Origin of the sequence: Chthonomonas sp., from assembly GCF_035294505.1 — a bacterium.
Taxonomy (GTDB): domain Bacteria; phylum Armatimonadota; class Chthonomonadetes; order Chthonomonadales; family Chthonomonadaceae; genus Chthonomonas.
In genome coordinates this window covers 1-17,622 of record NZ_DATGKU010000088.1, presented here as the reverse complement: position 1 = coordinate 17,622, position 17,622 = coordinate 1, and the positions used below count along the sequence as shown (strand labels likewise).

Genomic DNA, 17,622 nt, shown 5'->3' with positions numbered 1-17,622 from the left:
GGCTGCTCGGCGAGGCCATGCCGTTGCGTCCGTCAACCCACATCGTTGCAACGACCGCGAGCCTGTTGCCACACAAGATAAACCAACATGCAGGCCTAAGCTTGCGGGGGGTTATGCACAAAATTCCTAAGTGTGCCCAATCCTTGGATCGTAACCTCCACAACATCGCCGGCCTTCAAAAAAATCGGCGGTTTTCGGAAAACACCCACGCCTCCAGGCGTGCCTGTCGAGAGAATGTCGCCTGGCTGCAGGGTAATGGTGCGCGAGAAGTAGGAGATGAGGTAGGGAATACGGAAGATCAGGTTGGATGTGTTGGAGCGCTGCATGACGTTCCCGTTTAAGGTGAGTGAAATATCGAGCGCATGTGGGTCCGGTATTTCGTCGGTGGTAACCAGATAAGGCCCAATAGGAAAGAACCCATCTGGTGTTTTGCCTCGCACCCACTGCTTGTCGCCGTATTGAATATCGCGTGCCGTTACATCGTTGGCGCAGAGATAGCCGGCCACATACTCCATTGCAGCCGTCTCAGGGATATGACGTCCCTGTTTGCCGATCACCACGGCCAGCTCCGCTTCATAGTCTATCTGGTCTGAAATGCCAGGGAGCAGGGGAATGGTGCCTTCTGGGTCGTTGATGGCCGTAGCATATTTGCTGAAGAGAATAGGTCGTTCGGGAATAGGCTGGTTCTGCTCCTCGCAATGGTCTCGATAGTTTTGCCCTACACAGAGGATTTTTGGAGGGTCGGCGATGGGGGCCAGCAACTGCACTTCGGAAAGCGGCACCGATTCGCGCTCCAGGGTTTCCCGTGCGTGTTGCAACGCCGGCGTTCCCTCTGAAAGGAAGGCGGCCATGCTCCCTCGATAGACCTCTGAGAGCGGTGCCACGGTGGCCTCGTCTCGCAAAACGCCCAGTCGAACTGCATTTTGATAGCGAAAACGCACGAGTTTCATAGGTTATCTCCAGTAGGAAAGGTAAAAAGTGCCCGACTAGCGCCAGGGATGCATAAGGAAAAGAACGATCAGTGCGATCACCAGAAGGACTACTAGGAGAAGAAGAGCCGGTAGAGCCGACGAGCGCTGTTTCTGAGCTTTCCGAAGCGCCACGCGCTCTTCAAGGGTAAGCTTTACCGGCGCCTCCTTTTGGGGTGGGGAAGCGCCCTCATCCGGTTGGGCACCTAAAGTTTTGCCGCACTGCCAACAGGGGTCTTGGGGGGCTGCATCTTGATTAACCGCCCCGCAGTGGGGGCAGCGAATACGTTCCATTCACGCTCCTTTTGAGGTCAGCTTCGTCTCTTTTCATTCTACCCGCATTCCCTTGCACTTGATGAGCTTTTAGCAGCCAGAGAACAGAGCGGCGGGAAGTGAATGTTTTCACCCCCCGCCGGCAGACTTACGGTCAGACAAGGCCTTCAAGGAACGAATTTTAGTGCTGGCACTGATAGAACCAGTAGTCCGGGTGAATCGTGTTGTACATGGCCGAGTCGATGGCATATTTGGCATGGCCATCTATGAAGGCATAGTTACGCCCATTGAAGTGCGGAGGTACCCAGTCCGGGTAGCACTCTGGGCAGGTGAGAGTCGGATTGAAATTTCTGACAACAGGACAGGCCCCATTAACGATGTTAGCGAGGTTAGGGCCGTTAAAGCCCTGTATTTCCACCACGCGGTCGTCCTTTCCAGAATCCCACAGAACGATGAGCTGAGCCGGTTCGGGAATTTGTGCCTCTCCAATGGGCGAGCCCAGATAGACGGTGCCGTCACCTACATTGCTGTTATACATGTAGGAGGCACTATCGGTGTTGGTGGCCTCGTTCCATGTAGAACCATGCGCTCCGGGCGAGGTAGAAGGGCATGTCATTATCTGAGCGTTCTTAATGTAGGGCTGCAGATCGTAGGCCCAGTTCAGCCCATGTTCTGGATGTTGTTGCGGATCGGTATACCATCCTAGCACACCGGCGGGTGGGGCACCGATAAAGGTGCCATACTGGCAAGGCCAAAAGCCGGTACATCCATCGTTGTTATAGTTCTGCCACTCGTTCATAAAGTGCTCGTCGTAGTCTTGAATGTACATTTGGCTGGCCATCCCGAGTTGTTTTAGGTTAGAGAGACAGCTGGTTTGGCGCGCCTTTTCGCGTGCCTGAGCGAACACAGGGAAGAGAATTGCTGCCAGAATCGCTATAATGGCGATAACCACAAGCAGCTCAATCAGTGTAAAAGCCTTTCGCATTGCGTCGTCAATTCCTCCTCGATGCATCATCTAGCAGAGTCATTTTCCGGTGGCAGTAGACCAGGAAAAGGCAGTCTACAGAATTCACCATATCTATTATACCATACTTACGCCACACATATCGCATAAGTTTCTCAATTTAACTTGAGAATATGCCACTTTCCAGAATACACAGAACCGCGAATGGCTCTCGATTATGAGATTGAAGAGGGGTTTCTGTTGCCAGAAATTGACCAAATGTTCGGTCAAAGGAATGAAAATTTATCTCATATTGGTTGACCATTCGTTTGGTTAAATGAAAAGCAAGTTTTTATATAAACTTATATCTTTAGATATAATTTGATCATTACTTTTAGGCACGGTGCGAGGAAACCCTACTTGGCCTGGAGAGTGCAGTTGGCAACTTAGGCAAGTGCCCAGAGGGTCAAACACTACTCCTTGAACACAGGAGATAGAAGCGCTCCTATGTGGGCATCATAACCCACCGCCCACCGAAGCGGCTTACACTAAAAAGCAGAAAGGCAGGTTGGAGGCTTTAGGCAAGCGCCTCTTTAAAACGCTGTCTCAAATGCATAAACGCCTGATGATGGGCAACACGGGGCCGGTAAGTCTTCTGTTGGTCTGCTGTAACACGTCTTAAATCCGGAATGAAACCCACGGTTTCCAAAGCTAAGAGAGCGGCCCCACGGCTGCTGGCCTCCGCCTCTTTTGACAAAACAATAGGATGACCTATAGCATCTGCCATCATCTGCGCCCATAAAGGCGAGTGCCCCAGCGCCCCGCCGGAAGCTACGATGCGGTTTGCCTTCGGGAAGAGAGGTTTCAAGCGCTCGACGGCCTCGGCAAACTGCATGGCCACCGCCTCCATCCCTGCCGCAAGGATATCTAAGGGAGTGGTATCGAGCTGTAGCCCCATCAAAGAGGCCCTGGCGGATAGGCTCCAACCAAAACTTCGCTCTCCCGCGAGAAAAGGGAGAAACAGCAGCCCATGGTCGCCTGGCTCTCTGCCGGCAAGCAGGTTTTCGGCATTTTCGGGGAGGCGTAGCGTGCGCTGCATCCAGTCATATACAAGTCCGCCATCGCTGAAAGCCGCCCCGATAAGCGGCCTATACCCATCTACCCGATATCGCCACAGCCCTGCGGGCGGGTCGGGGTCGAAGGCTTCCCGACGAATATCCCATAAAACCCGAATGGCGCCCGAAGTGCCCAGATTAATAGCCATATGCGTGCTCTCCAGGCATCCACTCCCCACATTGCTGCAGGCACCATCTCCATAGGGCAAACAGAATGGCTTGTTGGCCAACGCCGGCCACCGTGAAGCATAGGCGGATTGTAGCCCCTCCAGCCTTTCGCCTTCGGTGGCGATCGGGGCTAAATGCTTGGCTGAAAGCCCCAAGTGGCTCAACAACTCCTCGTCCCAAATGCAGCGTTTTTGGTTAAAAAGCCCCGTGGCCGAAGCCATTGAGACGGAGATCGGCACGTCTGCTCGGCCGAACCAACGCCGATAAAGGAACTCTCCCGGTGAGAGCCATTGAGTGACTTTAGAAAACGTATCGGGGCAGCTCTCTCGAAGCCAGGCCAGACGAGCCGGATAGTAGGAGGGATGCAGGGGACAGCCGGTACGCCGATGGATGGCCTCCGCATCCAGCCGTTCACGTAAACGCTGGGCAGCGGCGGCCGCCCGCATATCGGCCCAGTTATAAAGCGGCGTTACAGGGCGTCCTTTGGCGTCCACGCCCAAACAGGAGTGCCAAAAGGTAGACACACCCACCACAGCCACCTGTTTGGCCATCTCCCCTGCATTGGCCAGAGCGGTATCGAGGCAATGCTCCACATGCGTGGCAAGCTCCTCCATATCTATCTCCACACCACCCTCTGGGGTGGTGTGCATGCGATAGGCAACCTGCGCATGGGCGTTCTGTACTGCATGTCCCTGAAGGTCCCACAGCATCACACGGGTGGAGGAGGTGCCGACATCTATGGAGAGGGCCAGCGGGTCGCTATCGCCAGTTGGGGGGCACATGAAACTCGGTATCTCCGTACAGCGTTTGAATGAAGTTGATCTGGCCGGCATGGTAGGCCATGTTTCGATAGCCCATGAGGATAAAACGATGCCCGGGGATGCGCACGTTGCGACGCTCGTACTCCCGTTCGAGATCGGCATCCGACAGGCTTTCGATCGCTTTTGCCAGGGCATCGGCGCTTTCCAGCAGCGCTTGCAGGGCCGGCTCCGCCTCCTGAAAAACAGGAGTCTCCACATCGCGCGGCACGCCTTGCAGATAGGATGCGAACGAGTAGTTCACGGCCACGCACTCGGCGATGAGGTCAAGCACCGAGCGTGTGGTAACCGTGTCCGACACCTGTATACGCCAATTGAGCTTATCGGGTGCGGTGGTGCGCACAAAGTGCGCCAACGATTCCGCTATCGCCCGTGTATGCGCCGCAACATAATCTTGAATGCGCATGGTCTTTCCACTCCTCTCACAGTTTTCGGCAGAACCACTCTATTTTACCGAATTAGCCTGCTCTGGCCCCCGGGGCATCCCGTTAAGCTAGGCCGCGAAGAGTGGATGGCGAGAGGGGCGAAGCAACGTGAGATGGTTTTTGGGCTGCAAGCGCCCCTCTATGAGGTGGGTGCTAGGTAAAGCAGTTCAGAGCCGCACGGCCTCATTCCTTGCTGCACAGGGGATGTGATGCCGCCGGCACACGCCCGAAAGCAGATTCCACAGGGCTTCGAGCGCCTGCCGGGCTGCTTCCAGGGCATCTGTAGCGAACTCCTCATTGCAAACCGTCTGCACAAGAAGCTGCTTCTCCTGTTCTCGATGGGCTTTATCGGCCTCGATGTGCACGGAAAAATAGCGCCAGGTTTCCGCATCGCAAATACCGTAGTGCTTCCTTAGACCTGCTATTTTGGTCTCGGATACCTCCGGAATCTGGCTCTCATAGGCGTAGAGCGCTGCAAGTCCGCGCGTGAAATGGCCTTGGCTACAGAGCGCTCGAAAGGTTGCCACACAGTTGGCCGTTTCCGGTTGAACTGCCGCGTTGAGTACCTGGCTTTTCGTTAGGCCAAGTCCCTGAGCGAATCGAAGCCAAAGTTCGGGGTGGTTTGGCGAACCGCCCTCCTCTTCGATGAGGTTCTGCAAGATCGGCTTGCGCAGCTCCGGGTCGGCGATGCGAGAGTGGAGAGCAGAGAGATAGGTGGGGAAGGCCGCGACATGATTGTAGTACTGGCAGGCATAATCTTGAAGCGCCTCCAGAGAAAGCGTGCCTTGGTTCCACGCTTGATAGAAGGGGTGGGTGAGCAGATGCTTGTTTGCGATGGCCGCATCGAGACGGCACAGAAACGACTCCGTTACATACGGCAGCGGGGCGCGGGATGTCATGTATGAATGTCTCCTTTTAAAGCAGTTAGAGGTTGGTAGTTTGTGCGAAACGCCGCAGATAGGCCTCTATTATACCCGCACGTCCGGTGCGGCATTTCTGCAACCCATATTAACTTGCCAGCTGCTCAAGAAACTGCCGCAGTCGTGCAAAAACCGGCGCATCGAGAGGAAAATATTTTGCCTTTGTAGCCTGGCCGATGGGCTTTCCCGGCTCTTTCTGGACTGCCAAAAAGGCATGCAACCAGACTTTGGCCAGGTTACTCGGAAGTTCGATCTGTTGGCACTTCTTCAGGCACTGCAAAAACTGCTTCATACAGCGGCTCCAGGAGTCGGTTTTCACCGCATCCCACAGAAGGTCTTCGAGGCACCCACTTTTGGATTCATCAGGTACGATCAGCACACTAACGACAGGTTTTTCGCCCGCTGTAGGCAGAAAAGGAGCGTTAGGACAGGGCAACCCCGCCTTCTTCAGGGCTGTGCATACGCTTTGGAAGGCTCCAGAAGGGTCTGTATCCGCATCTCATACAATCCCCAATCGCTGTACAATGCCAAAATTTGGCTCATTTTTTATAGCGGCAAAACAATTAGCCAAATTATCTTTCCCCTCCATCCGAATGACCTGAATAATCTCTGCAAGTCCCAGAAATGTTACAAAGGCAGCAATGAATCCCTCATCATCCTTACCTTCTACAAGAAGAATGGACTGCTTTTCTAGGCGGATCGGCATTAGCGAACCTCAAGCTCCATCTCTATGGCCGCTTCCAGAGTGCCCCGGTCATAGCGTACTGCACAGACTGTTTCCTCTTTCCGATCAAGACGATAGAGGGCAAAATCATAGTCCTGTTGCTTTAGAAACGCTTTGTGCGCGGCATGGATGCACTCAAGGCTATGGGTCGTTGCAAAAATCTGTACCTTGAACTCTTGAGCTGTCTTCCCGATAACCTCCCAAAACTTTTCGAGCACGCTGTGGTGTAGCCCGTTCTCGATCTCATCGATCAAAAGAACCCCACCTGCCGCTTCACTCATGGCCAACACAATGCTGGCTATACGGGCCGTGCCGGCTCCCATGAGAGGCAACGGAATGAGCCGCTTTTCGCCGATATCGCCATGCAGCATGGCCTCCCCATTGAAGAGTGCGAGATAGATACTTTTAAGCCGTGGCTCTATGATGCGTAAAGCATCTAGCAGCAGATGAGTACGCTTCTCCACCTGTAGCTTGCTAAAGCGATTAGCATCTTCTTCAATGTTTGTTATATGTGGGGCAGAGATATAAACGGTTTGAAAAGGAGGTGGAGGCGGAGGCGGCTCTATAGATACGGCAAGCGTTAACTGTGGAGTAAACTGCGGCTCCATAATCAAAAAATGGGTACCAGTCCCCCCAGCATCCTTATATACCAACTTGAGCACACGCGCATAGGAAGCGTGAGAAGGAGAAAGGGAGGAAACTCTCTTTTCTGTCTCCGATTTCTTTGCAGGAAAGGGTGTCAGCCTCGACATCAAAGAAGGGGGTAATTCATCTAGCGAAGCAGCCGTCAATTGGACTTCATGTTTACCTTGCTCTGTACTTCCTTGCAAGAGAATAGGCTTCTTGGGATCAAAGTCACGGAAAATAGTACTCCATGGTGGAGGCTTATCTACATTAAACTCTAAACGCTTTGCCTGTACTCCACGAAAGATATCTATGGCTGCGACGATTTGGGGATTGTAGCTACCACCGAGAAAGAGCGCCTCCAAAAGCGCCGTCTTTCCCATGTTGTTCCTGCCAACAACAAGATTAACACGGCGTAGATCGCTAAGTTCCAGTTTTGTTAAGCAGCGATAGTTTTCTACATAGAAGGAGCGATACATACCTTCACCTCTTTTACGCGGGATGCAAGTACATCCAAAGGAGCTTTTGAGCAGGATACCCTAGAAGGAAGCAAGACCAGAAATAGGCATAGGACGCATGAGGGAAGAAGGAGGGGGAAATGGAGCTGGGGGGATTCGAACCCCCGACCTCTTCGATGCGAACGAAGCGCTCTCCCAGCTGAGCCACAGCCCCTTTTCTACTATGTAGTATACGCCGCAAAAGCAGCTCTTGTCAAGCTATCGGCGGCTAACTTCACAAATTGGAAAGGTACAATTTAGCTACACGCGCGGTAGGAAACATAGGTAAATTGAACGAGGACACCATTTTCATCGAAGGGTTGGAACTCTACGCCTATCATGGGGTGCCGGAGGCGGAGCGCGAAATTGGCCACCGCTATCGGATAGATGTGCGGCTGCGGCTCGACCTGGGCGAGGCCGGGAAGACCGACAGCCTCCGGAACACGGTGGACTATGCTGCAGTAGCCCAAATGATCGTAGAGACGGCCACAAAGGAGCGCTTTTTGCTTGTGGAGGCGCTTGCGGAGGCTCTCTGCGCCAAACTGCTAGAGGGCTTTCCTGCGGTGCAAGAGGTAACGCTAACCGTTCGCAAGATGCTGCCGCCCTTTCCCTGCATCGTTGCGGCCGTCGGGGTGGAGCTAACACGTCGGCGCGCCTAGATACGCCGAATGCGCTTGCTCATCGCTTTTCTAGTCGATTCTACGGGAACCCGTTTGGCGACGAGTTGAGCCTCCAGCAGCCTGAAGAAGGCCTCTCTCTCTGCAGTGCGAACAACAGCCTGTTCATGCGCCTCGGCGAGTGCCACCGGATAGCCCGCTCCTTTTCTCGCCTGATCGTAACAGAGGGCATGTACCCTCGCTAGCAGCGCTCCATCTTCCGCCACCCACGCGGGCAACTCGATGCGGGCGATCTCTACTCCTGTGTGCAAGTAGAAGAAGTGAATGCGCTGCTTCTCTCCATAGAACTGCAAAACCTTCGAACGCGAGCCAAAGAGGGCCGAGCGTTCGCCGGGTTGCAACAGCGCTGCGAAGAGGTCGGCATCTGTAAGCACCTCCACGCCGGCGCAGGCCGGCTCTTCATACTGCGGGGTCGAGCGCAACCTTCGGGGGCAGAAACGGTCGCAGTCGGTTGTAGGATGAGGGCATCGAGCCACACGCAGCATGTTGATGACTTCACGGCTTTGGGGCGCACTGATGTAGCCCACTATCGGTGCGCGTTTGGCCTGCATCCGCTCCAGTGCCCCCATGAACCGATGCAAGGCGTGCTCTCGAAAGTGAGGGGCCTCCGACTCGATAGGCCAAAGAATGAGGCTGCCATCCGCCATAAGTAACGGCGGTTCCTTCTCTTGCTCGGCGAGGTTTGCGAGCTGCTCGATCTCGCTTAAAAACCGATAGACGGCAAAACGGCGCGGCAGAATCGCTCCCTGCTCGGCCCCTAAAAACCCTTCGAGACCATCCGTCTGCGCCTCCTCATTGCCCTCCAACAAGGAGAGAGAGGGCAGAGAGGAAAGCTCCGCATGAGGGTCGGGGCGATAGCGAATGATGGCCGAGCCGATGTTCAGCAGATAGCATAGCAGGATGTCATGCCGGTCGGCCACGATCTGCGAGCCATCCACGGCGATTGCGGTATAGACGGGGGGTGCATCAGGCGGGGCGATACTGCCATGCGGCGCACCAAGCAGATTCGGCAGCAGCCAGGAGGTTCGGCTGGACTGCAGCCGTTGATGCAAGCTCTGCCATTCGGCCGCTGCCTTCTCCATGCGTTGCCGGGCCTCTTCCAGAGCGGCGAGGCGTTTCGGTCTAAGCTCAGACACCTCTATGGTGAAACGCTGCAACTGTGTGGCCACATGCCGAAAATCGAGCATAAGCAAGCTCCCTGCCAAGACAAGCGCTTACGCTTATTCTACCGTTTTCCAATCAAACCTCCGCTCCCCTTGCCACCCACAATACGAAGAGTTAGTGTGGAGAGGGTTTGATGGCCTTCCTTATGCGTGCTTGCCTCCTATCAGCTTGGCATCGGCCCAGTTAGCAAGATCGTTCTCACAGTGGCCCTCGTTGTCCCAGTTATCGGAGACGCGCAGCAGCAGGGTTTCGGCGCCAGTCACATCTATGTCAATAGCTTTGGGGGCAGTGTGGGCGTAAACAGGCCCGCTGTCATACATGCAAACTCCGTCCACAAAAACGGTGAAGTTAACAGAGGGGGGTGGGTTTTTGGCCTCAGCCACGCTCTCGTCAATGCCAATGAACGCCTGAAAACGGCGATACCCCTTACGCAGCTTGTAGAGGATCACCGTGTTGGCTGCACAGCCCAGGCCCTTAGCAAACCGCTTCCCGTGCAAAACAATGGGGCCTCCGTTGAAACTTCTATCTTTTGTGAAGACCGGCTGTGGAAGCCCCACACCCCGTTGTGCATCGGCTTCGATGAGGTCGCTAAGATAGGTTATCTCGTCTGCCAGCGGGGGAGCAGACGCTTCCTTCCGTTCCAATACAATGGCCTTGACTTCTATACGGCTCGTGGAACCAGCAGGGACGGAAACCCACAGCCCATCCTCTAGCTCCGCATGAGTTTTCGTGCCCATATCGTGCCCGTTAAAACGGATGCGATACGTTCCGGGTGCCAAATAGCGAATTTGAAGACGGGTCTTGCGTGTTTGACGAGTGGCATTGGCCAGAACGATTCGCCGGTGATGGACTATGTCTAAGCAACGCTGCGATACCGTCTGATCTGCTGCCACAACAAAGCCCTCCTCACTTCGTTCAAGCGCATAGATGAGATTAGCCATTCCTCTAGCATAGGTGTCGTACATGGTGCGCAGGTTCAGATCACGCAGCTCTTGCACTCCAAAAGCATCGTTCCAACGATCTCGCGGCAGTGCCAGTCGCTGTAACACAAGGTAGGCGGCATAGGCCGGTCCCTCGGCATAAGTTAGAAGGTCTCCGATCACCTCTACAAAAACGAGGTCTTTCTCTTGACAAAGGTTAGGGGCGCAGTCGTAGTCTATACAGCCTCGTACTCCCACACAGGTCACTCCGGTAAAAGGCTGTCCCCACGGGTCTTTGTCGAGAGTGATTCCTAAGGTGAGTATCTGTACCCAGATGAGGTCTTTGGCGATGTCGAGATAGGTTTTATCGCCGGAGCGCTCGTATTTGTGGATAAGGGCACGTGGAATCCACCCTATCCAGCAGTTGTACATATTCACACCTTCATGCAGATAGTTCATGCGATCTTCAGGTTCCAACATCTCCTTAAACCAGGTGCAGATGCGGTCGGCAATTTTGAGGTAAGTTGTATCCTTTGTTTCGGGATAGAGCACCTGAGAACAGATTTCTGCGCAGTAGGCGAGCAGAGTGGTCATAGCCCAATCGTCCCGATGATCGCCTGGTGCAGCCCGTTCTACATCCCAGCAGGGCGCAAAGGTCATGGTGTCTAAGTTTAGCTTTTTCCAAATGTCATGCCGCATCATATCCAGAGCGATCTCTTTCAAGGAGTCGTCGCCGGCTATGCGTGCGGCCGTGTAGAGGGCTTCGGACGCTCCCCAATTGCCTCCGTCGAGACGGGGGAACGGATGGGCGTAGTCGCTAAAGTAGCCCCATCGGGTAACCCCTCCATCGCGTCTAACGAAGTAGCTCGTGCCGTCCTTTCCTAGTAGCGGCGTCTTGTCGAGGATAAACTTACCGAAGTTGCGCTCCCACAGCCTTTGTGTCGCAAGACCTTCATAAACGAGAAAGCACCCAATTTGTAGGCTGCATTCGTGACCGTAAGGGTAGGCCGCGTTTGGATACTCCTCCATAGTCCAACCATAGCCGGGCACAAACGCATCAGGAGCCGCAAGCCGTAGGGGCATCTTTTCCAATGCACGATAGGGATTGTAGTCAAAACGGAGCTGCTCAAAGTCGAGGAAAGAAGAGACAATATCGGCATAGTATTTCTCACACACATGGTGCACTCGCCCTCCCAAATCTCGGTCGAAGAGAATCGCGAACTCCTTCGGTTCCTCCTCTCCCATACGTAACCGCCAGTAGCCAAAAGCCTCCTGCTGTTCCGCCCGAATCTGGCCGCTTTTAAAGTAGGTGTTACTGCGCTGTTCGGTGCGTCCATTAGGCTGAATATGGGGGTTCACTTTGGCAATGAAGACATAAGCCGTGTCCACATTTCCCGCCTTGCTGTGCCCTACAACCACAGGGCCGGTGCCGTCAATAAAAACCTCTCTGTTCTCGGCATCGGCAGCGGTTTCCCCGCGCGTAATCCAGGCGCCATGCGGACGCGCATCGGGCTGGGGCGTACGAAAAGCCACAGACGCGGCGTGCGGCCCGGAAATGGCGACATGAAGTAGGGGCAACCTATCGTCCGAATTAAGGCGATAGACCACCTCTCCGGCAGGCAAAGTAAAGGCGATGGCGATTCGATGCGCGTTGTTTTCGAGAACTTTATAATGTGAGGCCAGCCCACCACCCAAGTAGAAACTATCTTCACGACTTACAGGAAGTGCCACTACCACTCCACGTACGGCCACCGCAGCATAGTGCCACGCGCCGCTAGCGTCTTTTTCAAATGTATGAACCTGATCGCCCGTTGCCAATTGGATTTTGTTGACAGATATCTTTAGTGTGGTCATAGGTTCTCACCGTCTTGTTTTTTAGAGAGAAAAAAGGGGGAGAGGTGCCCTCTCCCCTCAACATGCAACCTATTAGGAGATGAAGCAAGGTTTAGTGAGGGCCTCGCAAGGCTGAGATGTAGATGGCACGCAGCACATAGGCCCCTTGGTTGCCCGTTGCCGCGTTAACCTGCTTTTGCTGCTCCGGCGACAGTTTGGTGATGTCGCCCTGGCACTGGATGGCAAGTTGCCGCAAGTTCATGGGCGGCACGGGTTTGACGGCAGGCGTGCTCGGTGCAGGATGGCCGTGAAAAGTCAGTTTGTATATCCCGAAGAGCACACCGGCCAAGACCACAACAGCGATAGCTATCTGCAGAGGGCCTACGTTCTGTTGCAGCCTACTTTCCGCACCACTAACCTTATTGGACGTGCTTGACCGCTTAGGTTCTGAAACGATCGGCATTTTAGGCTCCTTACTTGGAGTAGCGATCTTCGAGGTCTTTCAGGTCTTGCAGGGCGCCCGGCGCAGTGGCGTCGCAATTGATATACTGCAGCTTACTTCCGTCCGGATCGCACCCCGGTCCCTGGTTCGCATTATTATCACCGCACCAGAAGGTACCCCACATATTGAAGGGAGCTTCCGTTGCGGAAGGTTTCATGCTTTTGGCGTGCCCATCGGCAAACACGACATTGAAGGTTGCGTTATGACCTGCAAAGCCACTATCCCGGAAAAAGTGGTTGCTACAGGCGGTCGTCCACCAAAAGGTGCCCACGTCGGGCGAATTAGGTAGTTCGGTCTCGGCCACCTCTATCTTTTGAGCCGGTTTATCTATGATCGCTTGATGCTGCGATCCCATCCAAGGGAAACTCTGCACTCGTGGATTCGTGCCATAGGAGATAAAGTAGTGTGATGAAGGATTCCAAGAGGGCACGAGTGTGTTGTTCAGTGGATTAGATGGGCATTTGAACATATCGGGGTTTTTAATGTAAGGATACAGGAGATCGCCCCAAAGCGAGCCGTCATCCTCGTACTCAAGTGCGTAACACTCATCGTAGTCCTGCAGGTACATCTGCGAGGCAAGCCCAATCTGTTTCATGTTAGAGAGGCAGGAGATTTGTCGGGCTTTCTCACGAGCTTTGGCGAAAACAGGGAAGAGAATCGCTGCCAGAATCGCTATAATGGCGATAACGACAAGCAATTCGATGAGCGTAAAAGCATGGCTTTTCTTTTGCGTTCGCATAGTACAAACTCCTTTCTAAGTTCCTAAAAAGTTGATGGTTCATTGCCTCAAAGCCGAAATATAATTCGTAGCTTGTAGGCTGAATCCATTATAACATATGTTTCGTAATATTTCAAGAGAGTTCTATCCCCTATCTCAATGCCAATCTAAGCGGTAGAAAATGCCCGACTACAAAAACAAAAGCTACCCTCAGCGCCTTAGGAGCGTGTAAGAGTAGCCAACTGTGGTGGAAATGGCTCAGAAGCGGCATAGAGACTAGTTGTAAGCGTTTTCGAGGTCTTTTAGGCCTTGTGCAGACCCAGGCGAAGGCTCATCGCAGTTTGGATCGTAGTAGTCTCCGCAGAACGGCACCGTGTTGGAGAGGATGTCGGCAAAGGTGCCCCACATGTTGAAAGGTGCGTTGGTGGCGGTGGGTTTGAGCGCCTTGGCGTGCCCGTCGGCAAAAGTGCAGTTGAAGGTGTCGTTATGCCCGGCAAACCCGATGTCACGCCAAGGGTCGCTTGAAGGGTTGCTCGATATGAGAAACCAATGCGAGCCGATCTCATAGTAACCTTGCGCTTTGCACTCGCCAAACTCGATCTTTTGGGAAGGCTCTTGTATGTAGGCCTCATTTCTTATCTCTCCCAGCCAGCTATCCGGATGTATCCGCACATTAACGGCATAGGAAACGCCGAAACTGAAAGAAACGAGAGTGTTTACTAAGCTGTTGTTCGGATTAGAGGGGCATCGGTATATCTGGAGGTTCTTAATGTAAGGGTAGAGAAGGCTTGCCCAGGAGTATCGTGGGGTCAGTTGATGCTGCACGTTATAGACGTCTACAAAGGGAGCGTAGTCCCCGTCGTAGTCCTGCAAATACATCTGGGAAGCTAGCCCCAACTCCTTCATGTTAGAGAGACAGGTTATCTGTCGCGCCTTCTCGCGGGCCTTGGCAAAAACAGGAAAGAGAATCGCTGCCAAAATCGCTATAATGGCAATAACGATAAGAAGCTCGATGAGCGTAAACCCAGCACGGTGCCTTGTTGGCGGCATAAACAAGATTCCTTTCGTTATCTTTTTAAGAGATGTCACAGTTTTTAGTGTGTCATACACGAAGTCTAGGTCGAACTCTAGTATCTCCTGATTCCTTGACACCGAGCATAGAACACTGCGACGTGGCAACATTATATTATAATATTATTGGATGAATGTTGGATTTCCAAAAGGTTTTTTTGCGTCTACCCCATCACAGCCGCCAGTGCACGAGCTGGCGGTCACTGAGGGTCGCCTGTTAGGAGAGATCGGCATGTCTTGCTGAACTAAGGAGGAAATAAACCTCGCTCAGCCCGAAGCAGTTGACTTATCAGAATGGTAAAATAGGAAGTGTGGATGAAAAACCGATAATTTTGATGACCTGACTTTATCTGAAAGGGCTTAGCCCTAAGAGAAAGGACGTTTGGCTTATGGATAGGCCTGCTGCCCAAGTGCCTTCTCCGCAAGACGGTTTCAGTAGCAACGTTGTGAACGCGCGCTCCATTATGAAGCGACCGGAAGAGCCTTGCAGCTTCATCATTTTCGGCGCCTCCGGCGACCTTACCCATCGCAAACTGATCCCTGCCCTCTATAATCTCGCCTGCGACAACTTGCTCCCTCCCGAATTTCAGGTCTACGGCTTCGCCATCACCCCCATGAACGACGAATCGTTCCGTAAGGACATGGAGGAGGCCGTGCGCAACAGCAAGGAGGCAAGTCCTTTCGACCTGCGGGTTTGGCACGGATTTGCAAAGAGGCTGCACTACATCACCGCCGATTTTGAGGCACCTGACGGCTACAAGCAGCTTCAGGAGAAGATAACGTCCTATGTAAAAGAAAAAAACATCCCCGACAATCGCCTCTACTATCTAGCCACTTCGCCCACTTTCTACGAGCTGATCGTCAGCAAACTGGGAGAGCATGGCCTTGTGACCCCGGACTATGCCTGCGGAACGCAGTGGACACGCATCGTGGTGGAGAAACCGTTCGGGCACGATCTGCACTCCGCTCAAGCGCTCAACGCCAGCATTCATAAGGTGTTCAAAGAGGAGCAGGTCTACCGCATTGACCACTATCTCGGCAAAGAGACGGTACAGAACATTTTGGCGTTCCGCTTCGCCAACTCCATCATCGAACCGATCTGGAACCGGCGCTATATTGACCACGTGCAGATCACCGCGGCGGAGACGCTTGGTGTGGAGCATCGTGGCGCCTACTACGAATCGGCGGGCTGCCTACGCGACATGGTTCAAAACCATCTGTTCCAGTTGCTTTCCGTGATCTGCATGGAGCCGCCCGTTCGCTATGAAGGCACAAGCCTGCGCGATCGCAAGGCCGATGTGCTGCGCGCCGTGGTGCCTATTAACCCGGAGAACTTGGCCGACATCGCGGTGCGGGGGCAGTATGGGCCGGGTTTCATCGCCGGGCAGCCGGTGGTGGGCTACCGTCAGGAGCCGGGCGTGAACCCCCAATCAAACACAGAAACCTATGTTGCCCTAAAGCTCTTCGTGGATAACTGGCGCTGGGCTGACGTGCCTTTCTACCTTCGCTCCGGGAAACGCCTCGCCGCCAAATGCACCGAGGTGGTTATTCAGTTCAAGCGCGTTCCCCACCTCTTCTTCCAGCTCTCTGCCGAAGACCAGATAGAGCCGAATCTGCTGATCATACGCATTGCTCCAGATGAAGGCATTGCCCTGCGCTTCGAGGCCAAAGTGCCCGGCCCCGAAATGGTGCTTCGCTCTGTTCAGATGAACTTCAGCTACTCTGAAACCTTTAAGGTAAGCCCCGCCACGGCCTATGAAACGCTCCTTCTGGATGCCATGATCGGCGACACCACGCTGTTCAACCGTGCCGATCAGGTGGAGTTGTCTTGGGCCATTATCGAGCCTCTGCTAGAGGTTTGGTCGGCAACACGTCCCTTCCAGCCGTTTCCCAACTATGCGGCCGGCACCTGGGGGCCGGCGGCGGCTGACGCCCTCATTGCGCGCGATGGCCGCGCCTGGCACAATGTGCCCGTCTCCACCGCCCCACAGAAAGCACCCCAAGTCTCGGTGGAGCTGACGGGAGAACCCATTGGAGTGCGCCGTGCCCAGATGCCGCAAAAGGGGCAAAAAGAGGAGTCGTAAGAACCATGCAACGTGAGGTCGCGTTGTTAACTCCAGAGAACATCTATGTGCGCTATCGGGTGGCTGGTTTAGCCTCCCGATTTCTTGCACGGCTTATAGATGTTCTCATCCAAGTCCTCCTTCTCGGGGTTGTTATCGGTCTTTTTTCTCTTGTGGAGCGGCGGCTCAACATGCTTCACTTAGGGCTTGCCGATATATCCGATGCGGTTGCCGCCCTCCTCAGCTTCGCCATCCTGTTTGTCTATGCCGTTTTCTTCGAGATGCTGTGGGGGGGAAGAACTCCAGGAAAACGCCTTCTTGGGCTGCGGGTCGTTCGCGATGGCGGGCGCCCCATCACGTTATTGGCCAGCGTCATACGCAATGCCCTGCTGTTTGTAGACCTCGGCATACTTCCACCCATCTACATTGTAGGGTTTCCGGCCTTCCTTTTCCTCTTTCTTAGCCCGTCCTGTAAGCGGATCGGGGACTACGCTGCCGGCACCCTCGTGATCGTTGAAGAAGACCTTACCCTCGCTGCCGATACCCCACCCACCGTCTCGAACGAGGTGGAACGGTTTATGGGCGTCGTTAAAAACTTAGACCGGCTTACCCATGAAGAGCACCAACTCATTCGCCGATTCCTCGCACGACGCGAAACGATGCCGTTGGCAGCGTTTGCGAGCACGGCGGATAGGCTCGCACGCCCCCTTCTTGCCAAACTGGAGATAGATACTCCCATCTACTATCAACTGCAGTTTGCTCACCTGCTTGAAGCCATCGAGAGGCGTTATGCTGCCGAACGCGGACTGTTTTGAACTGCTCTTTTCCTGACCGGGGTGAGGAGCTGTAGAGACTGCCAATTCGGCAGCTCTAGGGGCAATTCAGCAAGCAAGCCTACCTGTTCGCCCCCTATTCCATCCTTTCGTCTTCGCGGACAGCCATGCAGCGGTCTTAGCAGACAGCAGTGCAGCAGCCAGAGAAAGAGGCGAGTACGGCGATCTTGCTGGCCGCTGAGTTGACCGCCGCTAGATGCCCCTCTCCCAAATTGGGCGAGGGGCGCGGGGGGTGGGGCCTTGAGGGGAAGGGCGCCCTGCCCCAGAATATCTTGCGATTTTCTGGAGACCCCTGTATCGGCCTTGAGGGTTGGGGAGGGGCTTAAAGCCGATGACACAACTGTCATTTCGAGCCGAAGGCGAGAA

The 17,622-nt window shown here is 54.1% G+C and carries 16 protein-coding genes, 1 tRNA gene and 1 pseudogene; 3 read left to right on the top strand and 15 right to left on the bottom strand.

The genetic code is table 11. The features are described 5' to 3' along the window. Positions 1–95: 95 nt before the first annotated feature. From VKV18_RS04980 to VKV18_RS04940, 9 genes and pseudogenes are all read right to left on the bottom strand, one after another. Positions 96–950, bottom strand: coding sequence for a fumarylacetoacetate hydrolase family protein (locus VKV18_RS04980; protein ID WP_324203122.1), 855 nt, complete (start codon positions 948–950; stop codon positions 96–98). 36 nt (positions 951–986) lie between these two features. Then, entirely contained in the window at positions 987–1,262 is a 276-nt protein-coding gene (locus VKV18_RS04975) for a hypothetical protein (protein WP_324203121.1), read from the bottom strand. A gap of 160 nt (positions 1,263–1,422) precedes the next feature. Continuing rightward, positions 1,423–2,226 (bottom strand): type II secretion system protein, encoded by an 804-nt coding sequence (locus VKV18_RS04970; RefSeq protein ID WP_324203120.1) that lies wholly within the window; start codon positions 2,224–2,226, stop codon positions 1,423–1,425. A 535-nt stretch (positions 2,227–2,761) separates the two neighbouring features. Continuing rightward, positions 2,762–4,249 carry a gluconokinase gene (locus VKV18_RS04965; RefSeq protein WP_324203119.1) on the bottom strand — a complete coding sequence of 496 codons (1,488 nt, stop codon included), beginning with the start codon at positions 4,247–4,249 and terminating at the stop codon, positions 2,762–2,764. Beyond that, positions 4,227–4,691 carry a DinB family protein gene (locus VKV18_RS04960; RefSeq protein WP_324203118.1) on the bottom strand — a complete coding sequence of 155 codons (465 nt, stop codon included), beginning with the start codon at positions 4,689–4,691 and terminating at the stop codon, positions 4,227–4,229. The genes VKV18_RS04965 and VKV18_RS04960 overlap by 23 nt, the downstream gene beginning before the upstream one ends. Before the next feature lie 186 nt (positions 4,692–4,877). After that, positions 4,878–5,609, bottom strand: a complete 732-nt coding sequence (locus VKV18_RS04955; RefSeq protein ID WP_324203117.1) for a CADD family putative folate metabolism protein — start codon at positions 5,607–5,609, stop codon at positions 4,878–4,880. A gap of 109 nt (positions 5,610–5,718) precedes the next feature. After that, positions 5,719–6,336: pseudogene (locus VKV18_RS04950) on the bottom strand (DUF3226 domain-containing protein). Next, entirely contained in the window at positions 6,336–7,457 is a 1,122-nt protein-coding gene (locus tag VKV18_RS04945; protein WP_324203116.1) for an AAA family ATPase, read from the bottom strand. Before VKV18_RS04945 ends, VKV18_RS04950 begins: the two are co-directional and overlap by 1 nt. 120 nt (positions 7,458–7,577) lie before the next feature. Beyond that, positions 7,578–7,650 (bottom strand) — tRNA-Ala (locus VKV18_RS04940). 115 nt (positions 7,651–7,765) lie between these two features. Between VKV18_RS04940 and folB the strand changes: the two genes are divergently transcribed. Further along, positions 7,766–8,134, top strand: a complete 369-nt coding sequence (folB, locus tag VKV18_RS04935; RefSeq protein WP_324203115.1) for a dihydroneopterin aldolase — start codon at positions 7,766–7,768, stop codon at positions 8,132–8,134. Here the strand turns inward: folB and VKV18_RS04930 are convergent. From VKV18_RS04930 to VKV18_RS04910, 5 genes are all read right to left on the bottom strand, one after another. Next, positions 8,131–9,339, bottom strand: a complete 1,209-nt coding sequence (locus VKV18_RS04930; RefSeq protein ID WP_324203114.1) for a DNA double-strand break repair nuclease NurA — start codon at positions 9,337–9,339, stop codon at positions 8,131–8,133. The two genes, folB and VKV18_RS04930, sit on opposite strands and share 4 nt — an antisense overlap. A gap of 120 nt (positions 9,340–9,459) precedes the next feature. Continuing rightward, positions 9,460–12,090: an NPCBM/NEW2 domain-containing protein gene (locus VKV18_RS04925; RefSeq protein ID WP_324203113.1), complete on the bottom strand. Its 2,631-nt coding sequence runs from the start codon at positions 12,088–12,090 to the stop codon at positions 9,460–9,462. A 91-nt stretch (positions 12,091–12,181) separates the two neighbouring features. Continuing rightward, on the bottom strand, positions 12,182–12,532 hold the full coding sequence (locus tag VKV18_RS04920; protein ID WP_324203112.1) for a hypothetical protein: 351 nt from the start codon (positions 12,530–12,532) through the stop codon (positions 12,182–12,184). Between the two features lie 10 nt (positions 12,533–12,542). Further along, positions 12,543–13,310: a prepilin-type N-terminal cleavage/methylation domain-containing protein gene (locus tag VKV18_RS04915; RefSeq protein WP_324203111.1), complete on the bottom strand. Its 768-nt coding sequence runs from the start codon at positions 13,308–13,310 to the stop codon at positions 12,543–12,545. A gap of 255 nt (positions 13,311–13,565) precedes the next feature. Then, entirely contained in the window at positions 13,566–14,339 is a 774-nt protein-coding gene (locus tag VKV18_RS04910; RefSeq protein WP_324203110.1) for a type II secretion system protein, read from the bottom strand. 410 nt (positions 14,340–14,749) lie between these two features. On the opposite strand from VKV18_RS04910, the gene zwf reads away from it, so the two are divergent. Beyond that, complete coding sequence (gene zwf, locus VKV18_RS04905) at positions 14,750–16,444, top strand: glucose-6-phosphate dehydrogenase (RefSeq protein WP_324203109.1); 1,695 nt, start codon at positions 14,750–14,752, stop codon at positions 16,442–16,444. 5 nt (positions 16,445–16,449) lie between these two features. Continuing rightward, on the top strand, positions 16,450–17,238 hold the full coding sequence (locus VKV18_RS04900; protein ID WP_324203108.1) for an RDD family protein: 789 nt from the start codon (positions 16,450–16,452) through the stop codon (positions 17,236–17,238). On the opposite strand, the gene VKV18_RS04895 is transcribed toward VKV18_RS04900, so the two are convergent. Further along, the coding region (locus VKV18_RS04895; protein WP_324203107.1) for a hypothetical protein at positions 17,211–17,622 on the bottom strand (412 nt) is incomplete at its 5' end. The genes VKV18_RS04900 and VKV18_RS04895 overlap by 28 nt on opposite strands.

Coding starts and splice junctions, on each gene's coding strand:
- VKV18_RS04960 (WP_324203118.1), bottom strand. CDS start 4,691: ATGCGCATTCAAGATTATGTTGCGGCGCATACACGGGCGATAGCGGAA.
- VKV18_RS04900 (WP_324203108.1), top strand. CDS start 16,450: ATGCAACGTGAGGTCGCGTTGTTAACTCCAGAGAACATCTATGTGCGC.
- VKV18_RS04945 (WP_324203116.1), bottom strand. CDS start 7,457: ATGTATCGCTCCTTCTATGTAGAAAACTATCGCTGCTTAACAAAACTG.
- zwf (WP_324203109.1), top strand. CDS start 14,750: ATGGATAGGCCTGCTGCCCAAGTGCCTTCTCCGCAAGACGGTTTCAGT.
- VKV18_RS04980 (WP_324203122.1), bottom strand. CDS start 950: ATGAAACTCGTGCGTTTTCGCTATCAAAATGCAGTTCGACTGGGCGTT.
- VKV18_RS04910 (WP_324203110.1), bottom strand. CDS start 14,339: ATGCCGCCAACAAGGCACCGTGCTGGGTTTACGCTCATCGAGCTTCTT.
- VKV18_RS04965 (WP_324203119.1), bottom strand. CDS start 4,249: ATGTGCCCCCCAACTGGCGATAGCGACCCGCTGGCCCTCTCCATAGAT.
- VKV18_RS04925 (WP_324203113.1), bottom strand. CDS start 12,090: ATGACCACACTAAAGATATCTGTCAACAAAATCCAATTGGCAACGGGC.
- VKV18_RS04930 (WP_324203114.1), bottom strand. CDS start 9,339: ATGCTCGATTTTCGGCATGTGGCCACACAGTTGCAGCGTTTCACCATA.
- VKV18_RS04955 (WP_324203117.1), bottom strand. CDS start 5,609: ATGACATCCCGCGCCCCGCTGCCGTATGTAACGGAGTCGTTTCTGTGC.
- VKV18_RS04915 (WP_324203111.1), bottom strand. CDS start 13,310: ATGCGAACGCAAAAGAAAAGCCATGCTTTTACGCTCATCGAATTGCTT.
- VKV18_RS04970 (WP_324203120.1), bottom strand. CDS start 2,226: ATGCGAAAGGCTTTTACACTGATTGAGCTGCTTGTGGTTATCGCCATT.
- VKV18_RS04975 (WP_324203121.1), bottom strand. CDS start 1,262: ATGGAACGTATTCGCTGCCCCCACTGCGGGGCGGTTAATCAAGATGCA.
- VKV18_RS04920 (WP_324203112.1), bottom strand. CDS start 12,532: ATGCCGATCGTTTCAGAACCTAAGCGGTCAAGCACGTCCAATAAGGTT.